Raw genomic sequence first — 8,187 nt, 5'->3', positions numbered from 1 at the left:
GGGCACCGACCTGCGTACCGTACGGCGGATGCTGAAGCCGGGCGGACGCATGGTCACCATCGCCTTCGACCTGACGCGGCCCGCCGCCTCGCTGGGCTACATCGCGGCCAGCGCCGTCCACGGACGCGGCCGGGTGCGCTTCTTCAGCGGCAACCCCGAACGTGCGCTCTTCGACGACCTCGCCCGCCAGGTGACAGAGGGGAAGCTGCGGCCGGCGGTGGACACGGTCTTCCCGCTGGAAGAGACAGCGGCCGCACACCGAGCACTGGAGGCGGGCGGGGTGCAGGGCAAGTACGTGGTCAGGGTCGATTAGGATCCGTCATCAAAGATCATCGGGTGGTGGATCATGGTGGGGTGATACGTCGTGATGAACTCACCGATCAGGAGTGGTAGTTACTCGCTCCGCTGATACCGCGGGCTGTGACGGGCCGGCCGAGGGTGTCGCGGCAGGTCATCAACGGGATGGTCTACAAGATCCCGGACCGGGATCTCCTGGCGTGACCTGCCGGAACGCTATGACCCATGGCAGACCGTCTACACCCGCTTTCGCCGCTACGCCCTGGACGGGTTCCGCGGCATCGCCACCAGTTACGAGAAGACCGCCACCTCCTACGAAGCCTCGGTCAGTAGCGCGGCACCTGCCCCGGGACCAAACACGAGTGCGGGGGCGGCCGCGGTGGCGCCCCGCCCTGCGCGCATCGGCCGCTAGGTGTATTGACCCGCAGGGTTGTTCACACGGCTGATGGGTGGCTGGCCGCCGAGTGCGGTGCGGCAGCGGTGGTGGTTGTAGGTGTGCAGGAAGTCTGTCAGGGCTTCGGTGCGTTCGGTGTTGCTGGTGTAGGGCCGCAGGTAGGCCCATTCGTCGAGCAGGGTGCGGTTGAAGCGTTCTACCTTGCCGATGCTCGTATAGCTGTCAAGGTAGGTCCGGCTGCGGTTGCCAGGTCGTCGCGGGAGCGTGGCTGCGCTGGGGTTTGCGGGACGAGTAGGCCGTAGACCTCACGGGCGATGTGTCGTTTCAAGCAGCGAATGATCTCAGTCTTCGTCTTGCCTTCGGCTGTTCTGCGGGCCACGTAGGCGCGTGTGCGTGGCTCCCAGGCCAAGCGGCTGACGGTGATCATGTAGAGGGCGTGGTTGGCCTGACGGTAGCCGCCGCGGTTGAGGCGGTGGCGGCTGCGGGGATCGGGGCGACGCCGCAGAGGTGGGCGAAGGCAGACTCTGATCGAAGGCGTCCTGGGTTGTCGCCGACAGCGACGAGCAAGGCTGCGACGGTCTCGGCACCGAGTCCTTTGACGGCCAGGAGTTCCGGTGCCGCCCGGGTGACGAGCCGCTGCAGGTGGCGGTCCAGCTCCGATATCTCGTCGTCGAGTTGCAGGTAGCGGTGGGCGATGGACTGCATGGCCAGTTTGGTGACCGTGGTCAGAGTGTCCGGTTGGGCCCCTGGGCGCCACCGTGTGACTGTGCGGATCACTTCCATTCGGTGCAGCCCGCGGAGGTGTTCGCGAAGGACGTCAGGAGCGGTGACGATCAGGGCTTTAAGCTGGATGACGGCTTGCGTGCGGGCCTTCATCGCACTGCGTCGGGCGACCCGCAGGGCCCGGATCATCTCGACAACACCGTCACCGGACTTCGGGGTCGCTGTCGCGGTCCCGGCCTGCACTGCCCGGGCGGCGGCTTCGGCATCGACGACATCGGACTTGCCGCGACGGCGGCGTGTCTGACGGTCGGGGCGGTTGACCTCGACGACACGGTGGCCGTGTTGCCGCAGCCACCTGGACAGGCCGGCACCGTAGCAGCCGGTGCCTTCCAAACCCACCTGCTCGACGGTGCCGAGACCGGTGACCCACGCTTCCAAGGATGCGTAGCCAGCTGGTGTCGAGGGAACAGCGAGCGTACCCAGCCGCCGCCCGAGCTGGTCGAGAGCAACAGCGACATGGACGTCGGCGTGGGTGTCGACTCCGAGGGTCACGCTCGTGCCGGAACTGTTGAGCACCTGCCCTCCTGGCGGTCCGCGGGGCTGGAGCCGCACCGACAGAGCACCGGGAACACAACTGCGATGAGGCGTGGTGCCAGGCTCTTATCAGGTCACATCCGACGGTCTGCCGGTGCAGCCGCATGCGCCCTCCCGGCCGGCCGACGCATCGGCAACAAGGCACGAGCGGCCGGTTGGTCTGTGGGCCAGACCGACCGGAAGAGCGTCTGCAGATCCTCGCAGTTGGTCTGCGGCCGGTAGGCGTGCGTGAGTTTGCCGGCCGCATCCAGGTCGGCCAGGGCCTGCCGTCAGGCGAAGCTCTTGCGGTAGGGCCAGGCGTTGTCGGTCAGGACCCGCTCGGCGCGGGTGATGCCACACGTGGCGAAGAAGGCGGCGGCCCTGCGCAGGAAGCCGGGGCAGGTGGCGGCCTTCTCGTCCGGGTGGATCTCGCTGTAGGCGAGGCGGCTGTGGTCGTCGACCGCGGAGTGGATGAAGTCGAAGCCCACGTTGTTGCGCCGGGCGCGGCCGGCCTGGCGGCCCAGGACCTTGTGACCGCCACCGTCGGGGATACGGCCGAGTTCCTTGCCGTCGACGTGGATGAGTTCGCCGGGGCGGTCGCGTTCGTAGCGGCGGATGACCTGGCCCGGTGGGCCGGTCCAGGAAGGCCAGGCGGTTCAGGCCGTGGCGGACCAGGACACGGTGCACGGTCGAAGCCGGCAGGCCCAGGATGGGCCCGATGCGGGCCGGGCCGAACTTGCGGTCCTGGCGAAGCCGGCACACGCGGGCCTCGATCGCCCCCGCCGTGCGGTGCGGCGTCGTGCGCGGACGGCTGGACCGGTCGTGCAGTCCCTGCTCGCCTTCGGTCCGCCAGCGACGTATCCACTTGTGAGCGGTGACGCGGGAGATGCCCATCTCGGCGGCAACATGGCCCAAGGGCATCCCGTGCGGACACGTGCGACCAGCAGGCGCCTGCCGTGAACGGTCAGCCGGGCATTACGGTGGGACACGAAGGCCTCCGTGCGGTGAAGATTCGACACCTCCACCACACACGGAGGCCTTCGCCATGATCAAGCCCGGCCAGCGTTAACAACGCTCGTGATCAATACAGCTAGGGTCGCGACGAATCACGGGACCAAACGCTCAGTCAAATGAGCCAGGCCTTGCTCTGCGTAGGCCTCTGCCGTCCGCCCTCGGTCCCATGTGGCTGACCTGCGTCGGTTGTCTCGTCGAATGAAATGCGGCGGGATACCTGCAGACGCAGCCCTCGCGGGGTCAGGTTCACGGACCCACGCGTGGGCAGAGGAGTCCCTGCCACCGACTCCAACCGCCAATGCGACGCGATCGCCGCGACGGTGAGCACCGCCTCGTTGAAGGCGTACTCGCCGGCGATGCACTGCCGAGTGCCGTGCCCGAACGGTATGAACGCGTGGCGCGACGGCATGGGTAGCTTGGCACCCAACCAGCGGTCAGGATCGAACAGCTCCGGATTCTCGTAGAGGTCGTGCCGCCGATGAATTATGTAGGGGCTGTAGGCGACGACGGTACCAGCGGGAAGGTCGTATTCGCCCAGTCGGGTGTCAGTGGTGACGGTCCGCAGTGGCGCGAAATGTATAGAGGGATACAGGCGTAGCGCCTCGGTGACGATGCGCTTCGTCAGTTCCAGCTCAGGGAGGTGCTCGAAGGTCGGCGCCTCGCCACCGAGCACAGTGTCGACCTCGGTCTGCAACCGGGCCTGAAGCTCGCTCCGTTGGGCCAGCTCGTGCCAAATCCAGCACAGCACGGTGGAGACCGTCGCGGTCGGCGCGATGAGGAAGGTCATCGCGTGATCGACCAAGGTAGGTGTGTTGAACCATGGAATTCTCTCGCCCTCGGGACTCAACAGGGCTCCGAGCACGCCGACTTTTTCCCTTCCCGACCGTCGATGCCGCGTGATGGCCTCGGTGACCGTCTGCCGCACGCGCTTCAAGCCCACGTCGAAGCGACGGTTGGTCGGCGTCGGAAGCAGGTCGAAAACGGGGGGCCGGGACATCCGCTGAGCGGCTCCCACTTGCCAGGAGGTGAGGTCGTCCGCGATCTGGTCGACCTCCTGCTCGCTGAAGACGTCGGCGAACAGAGTGTCCACCGCAACCTGGATGGTCAGCCTGCGCGCCTCGACCGGCATATCGAGAACCAGGCCGTCGCGCCATCCGGCCGTGACTTTGGCGACTGCGCTGGGGAAGCGGTTCGCGTGTGCTGCCGCCATACCGCGATTGAAGATCGGTTGAAACAGTTGGCGAGCCGGTTTGTGCTTGCTGAGCGGACACGTGGCGAGCCCTTCGCCGACCAGGGGTGCTACCAGGTCGACGAGTGGCCCGCCCTTGTCGAATGTTCGGCTGTCGCTCAACATCTGCTGGGTGAGGTCCGGATTGCAGATGATCACGACTGGGTGCGGTCCCAACCGGATCTTCACCAGATCCGGACCTGAGGTAAGTGAGCTCAGGAAATCCATCGGCTTACGTGAAAGCATCCGCGTGTGGCCGAGTACGGGAACGGCTCCTGGGACGGATGGGACGGCTAGCGGCATCTTCATGTTCCAGTCCTTGTATCGGCATTCAGCGCACGGTCTGCCGGAGAGAAACAGATCTGACGGGCGGTCGTCTCCCGCCACGGGAGGGCACGTATATTGGCTCTGCAGATCCGTGTGGGGCCGCACAACACTTACTCGTTCGGCTTCTCAGCCACTACGCGTTTAGGCTGACAGTGCACTCCCAAGAACCGCCGGGTCATAGGCGTTCTCCCAGTGCTCGACTATGCGGCCGTCCGCGAACCGCCACAGGCCGCAGAAGGGCATGGCGCTTTCCTGCGGACGACGGGTGCGCAGCACGCCGAGGACCGCACCGAAGTGGTCATTGGCCACGATGTGCTGAACATCCATGACGAGCGTCCCTTCGGCCAGGTCCAGCAAGGCATGCTCATGGGCCATGACAGCATCCCTGCCGACGCAGGGGTGAGGATCGTCAAGGGTGCGGTTGGCGCGATGCAGGACGACGTCATCGCTGATGTAGTCCTGCATGCGGGTGAGGTCCGCGTAAATGGTGCGCAGCGTCTCGGTGTGGGGGTGGACGTGAGTCGAGGGCTCAGTGGTGACGGACATGATTGCTCTCCTTGCCTCAAGCCACGGTGTGGGCGGTAGGCCGCCAGGGCGTTTCCCGGGAGCACAACTCTTCGATCTCGCCCCACTGCTCCGCGTCGAGAGTGAGTTCGGCCGCCGCAAGGTTTTCTTCGAGGTGGTCGATCGATGTGGTTCCCGGGATGAGTAGCGTGTTCGGGGAGTGGCGCAGCAGCCATGCGAGGGCCAGCTGCGCCGGCGTGGCCTGAAACTTCTTCGCAGCCTGCGCCAAGGCGCCCAACGGCCCGAGCAGGTCGCCGTGACCGAGGGGGAACCAGGGAATGAAAGCGATCCCATGTTCTTCGGCGTAGCGCACAACTGCTTCGCCTGAGCGGTCGGCGATGTTGTAGAGGTTCTCCACGGCAACGATCTCTGCGTACTTCCGTGCCTCGGTGAGCTGTTCCACCGTCACCTCGGGCTGCCCGGACAGGCCGATGTGACGGATCTTGCCCTCCTGCTGGAGCAGCACGAGTTCACCCAGCTGGTCGGCCAGAGGTACGAGAGGATCAATGCGGTGCAGTTGATAGAGGTCGATACGCTCCAAGCCCAGCTTGTAGAGGCTTAGTTCTACTTGCTGACGCAGGTATTCGGGACGACCGAGAGCGACTATGTAGGGCGACCTGCCCTCTTCACGCACCCAATCGCGTGGACCTGAGCGGAGCATCCCGCCCTTGGTGGCAATTACCAGGTCTTCAGGGTAGGGATGCAGAGCCTGGCGGATGATTTGCTCATTATAATTGGGGCCGTAGGAGTCGGCGGTATCGATGAAGTTGACACCGAGCTCTACGGCGCGTCGCAGCACGCGTACCGCTTGGGCGGGGTCCTCGGGCGGGCCCCACACTCCGGGACCAGTCAGGTGCATTGCGCCATAACCCAGGCGGTTGACGATCAGGTCACTGCCGAGAGTCAAAGTAGTGAGTGCGTCAGTCACCGAGCATTCCTCATTTCGTCACTTCGGGGAAACTTTTGCGGGTCTTGAGGTCTGGGCGTTACGATATTTTTGGACGTTAGTTAAGAACGCCTCGATATGTACCGGCCGCTCCCCGAAGGCGAAATATGCAGCCACAGGGAAAGTAGGACGTCACGGCCACCCCTTGAATATTCTTGACCATCAAGCGAATGTTGCACTACCTCGCGAATTGACAGACAAAGCGGTGGTTCATTTCTGACCATGGAGCATTCTCTTCAATAAGTTTCTTCTGATCGGCCACCAATCGAATGACGTGACTGAGTCATCAAACATCACCATCGTGCTGGATCTGGCCGGTCGACTGTTTACGTCAACGACCACCCCCACCTTCACCCTCCTGGGGGTGTGGCCGAAGAAGCTCAGTGAGCCTTTCCAACCTGGCCGTCATTGCCGCTGGCGATCCACGGCGGCACGTCCGGGTCACCGTGACCGACGACGAATCACCTGGTCACGACTTCGCTGCGGACCGGTACGTTCGGCCACCAGCAGGTCGCTGACCAGCACTAACATTAGATTGGAAAAGGCTCAGTGACGCGTCAGCACAGCAGGCCCGTCATACACGCACACCGTTTGACCCCCACAACGAAAGACGGCCCCAGTTGGTTCAACCGGCGACGAATAGTGAATCACTTCGGGAATATTAATGTGATTTACAGTGATTTCGTGGGGCTGAGCGGATGGATGACCCGGCTCCCGTGTCGGGTGGGCGCCTTCCTCGGCGAGGATGCGGTAGACGGCGGCGACCGACGGGTGTTCGCCCTCGTTCTTGCCTGAGCTGATGCTGAGCTTCTGCGTGATCTGCGGGACGGGCACCCGTTGGCCCGCATGGACCGGGCGTAAGTGGCCATGTCGTCGTTGATGTTCGGGCGCCCGCCGTGTCGGCCGCGTTCGCAAGCCGATGCCTGGCCTTCGAGGGATTTTTCCCGGATGTACTCGCGCTCGGACCCCGCCATGCCGGCGAAGAAGGCGGACAGGACGGCGCCGCGCCCGAACGGGGCATAAACAAACCCCCTGGCGGGGCCGGTGGAGTTCAAGCTCGATGTCGTGGTGGCACAGGTCCTCGGCGACCATTGAGCCTCTTTCGTCCTGAATAGTCGCAGGTCATGAGCGTGTGGATGGCTTGGACGGTGCGGCTGATGCGGCGGGTGGAGGAACGTGCTCTGCGCATGATGTGCCAGGACTTGAGTCGGGCGAAGGCGTGTTCGCCGGGGGCTCGAAGTCGGGCGTGGTCGCGGTTGGACTGCTGGTGGTGCTCGGGCTGTTCGCTGTGGTGGTAGTTGGGGGTGCGGAATGTGGCGCCGGCGCCCTGGTAGGCGCGGTCGGCCAGCACGAGGATCTGCCGGGTGAGGCAGGCCTGGACGATGCCGTGGGCTCGGGCCGCGGTCGGGTCGTGTGTGCGGCCGGGTGTCGCGCGGGAGAGCCACAGCGGGGTGCCGTCGGGGCGGGTGATGACCTGCACGTTCATGCTGTGCTTCTTGTGCTTCTGCGAGTAGTACGGCTGATCGGCGCGGACGCGGTCGGTGGGGTTCAGCGTGCCGTCAACGATGACGTGGTCGCCCTCACCGAGGCCGGTGAGGGCTTCATGGAGGCCTGGGGCCCAGGAAGCCAGCACCTCCAGGGCCTCGTCCACGTAGCGCCAGGCGGTGGCCTGGGATATCGCGAACCCGGCGCCGAGCTGGGCGAATGTCTCGTTCTTGCGCAGGCGGGCCCAGCGTGAGCAGTGCCTGGTCGAAGCAGCGGAGCTTGCGCCAGCGGGTGTTACGTGCGCGGCGGTGCTCGTGCAGCAGCCAGGCGACGTGCTCAACGAGCTCGTGCGGGACGTCGAGCGTGGCAGGATACGAAAACCAACAGGGCCCCTTCGGTCGCCGGTGTGCTGAGTGGAATCACCACGCCAACGACGAGGGGCCCTGCCTCGTCACCACAGCCACTGACCAGCCCATTTCACCCGCCAGCACAGGATGAAAGAGGCTCACTGAGCCTCTTTCATCCTGAATAGTCGCAGGTCATGAGTGTGTGGATGGCTTGGACGGTGCGGCTGATGCGGCGGGTGGAGGAACGTGCTCTGCGCATGATGCGCCAGGACTTGAGCCGGGCGAAGGC

Annotated in this window: 4 protein-coding genes and 6 pseudogenes; 2 read left to right on the top strand and 8 right to left on the bottom strand. The window is 64.9% G+C overall.

What is annotated here, in order from left to right; translation table 11 throughout:
- Together EHS43_RS30535 and EHS43_RS48195 are read left to right on the top strand one after the other, a co-directional pair.
- Positions 1-313 (top strand): zinc-binding dehydrogenase (locus EHS43_RS30535; RefSeq protein WP_148104121.1); only part of this gene is annotated, 313 nt, incomplete at its 5' end.
- A gap of 92 nt (positions 314-405) precedes the next feature.
- Positions 406-568: pseudogene (locus EHS43_RS48195) on the top strand (transposase); the annotation flags it as partial.
- 137 nt (positions 569-705) lie between these two features.
- On the opposite strand, the pseudogene EHS43_RS30525 reads toward EHS43_RS48195, so the two are convergent.
- The 8 genes and pseudogenes from EHS43_RS30525 to EHS43_RS48190 form a co-directional block, all read right to left on the bottom strand.
- Positions 706-897, bottom strand: a pseudogene (locus EHS43_RS30525) (integrase core domain-containing protein); the annotation flags it as partial.
- Positions 888-1,990 (bottom strand): annotated as a pseudogene (locus tag EHS43_RS30520) (IS110 family transposase). The pseudogenes EHS43_RS30520 and EHS43_RS30525, both read right to left, overlap by 10 nt.
- A 221-nt stretch (positions 1,991-2,211) precedes the next feature.
- Positions 2,212-2,976: pseudogene (locus EHS43_RS30515) on the bottom strand (IS481 family transposase); the annotation flags it as partial.
- 137 nt (positions 2,977-3,113) lie between these two features.
- Positions 3,114-4,532 carry a cytochrome P450 gene (locus EHS43_RS30510; RefSeq protein ID WP_260470789.1) on the bottom strand — a complete coding sequence of 473 codons (1,419 nt, stop codon included), beginning with the start codon at positions 4,530-4,532 and terminating at the stop codon, positions 3,114-3,116.
- A gap of 165 nt (positions 4,533-4,697) precedes the next feature.
- Positions 4,698-5,102, bottom strand: a complete 405-nt coding sequence (locus EHS43_RS30505; RefSeq protein ID WP_125193937.1) for a nuclear transport factor 2 family protein — start codon at positions 5,100-5,102, stop codon at positions 4,698-4,700.
- Between the two features lie 16 nt (positions 5,103-5,118).
- The gene (locus tag EHS43_RS30500) at positions 5,119-6,048 is read right to left on the bottom strand and encodes an aldo/keto reductase (RefSeq protein ID WP_260470788.1); all 930 of its coding nucleotides are present in this window, start codon (positions 6,046-6,048) and stop codon (positions 5,119-5,121) included.
- Between the two features lie 1,069 nt (positions 6,049-7,117).
- Positions 7,118-7,977, bottom strand: a pseudogene (locus EHS43_RS30495) (transposase family protein).
- Between the two features lie 93 nt (positions 7,978-8,070).
- Positions 8,071-8,187 (bottom strand): annotated as a pseudogene (locus EHS43_RS48190) (IS5/IS1182 family transposase); the annotation flags it as partial.

Origin of the sequence: Streptomyces sp. RP5T (genome assembly GCF_003933965.1) — a bacterium.
Taxonomy (GTDB): domain Bacteria; phylum Actinomycetota; class Actinomycetes; order Streptomycetales; family Streptomycetaceae; genus Streptomyces.
Note: the sequence above shows the minus strand (reverse complement) of the source record. Positions and strands in the feature narration are given on the sequence as shown.

Bases quoted from the DNA above. Each gene is read 5' to 3' on its own strand.
- EHS43_RS30510 (WP_260470789.1), bottom strand. From the start codon at position 4,532: ATGCCGCTAGCCGTCCCATCCGTCCCAGGAGCCGTTCCCGTACTCGGC.
- EHS43_RS30505 (WP_125193937.1), bottom strand. From the start codon at position 5,102: ATGTCCGTCACCACTGAGCCCTCGACTCACGTCCACCCCCACACCGAG.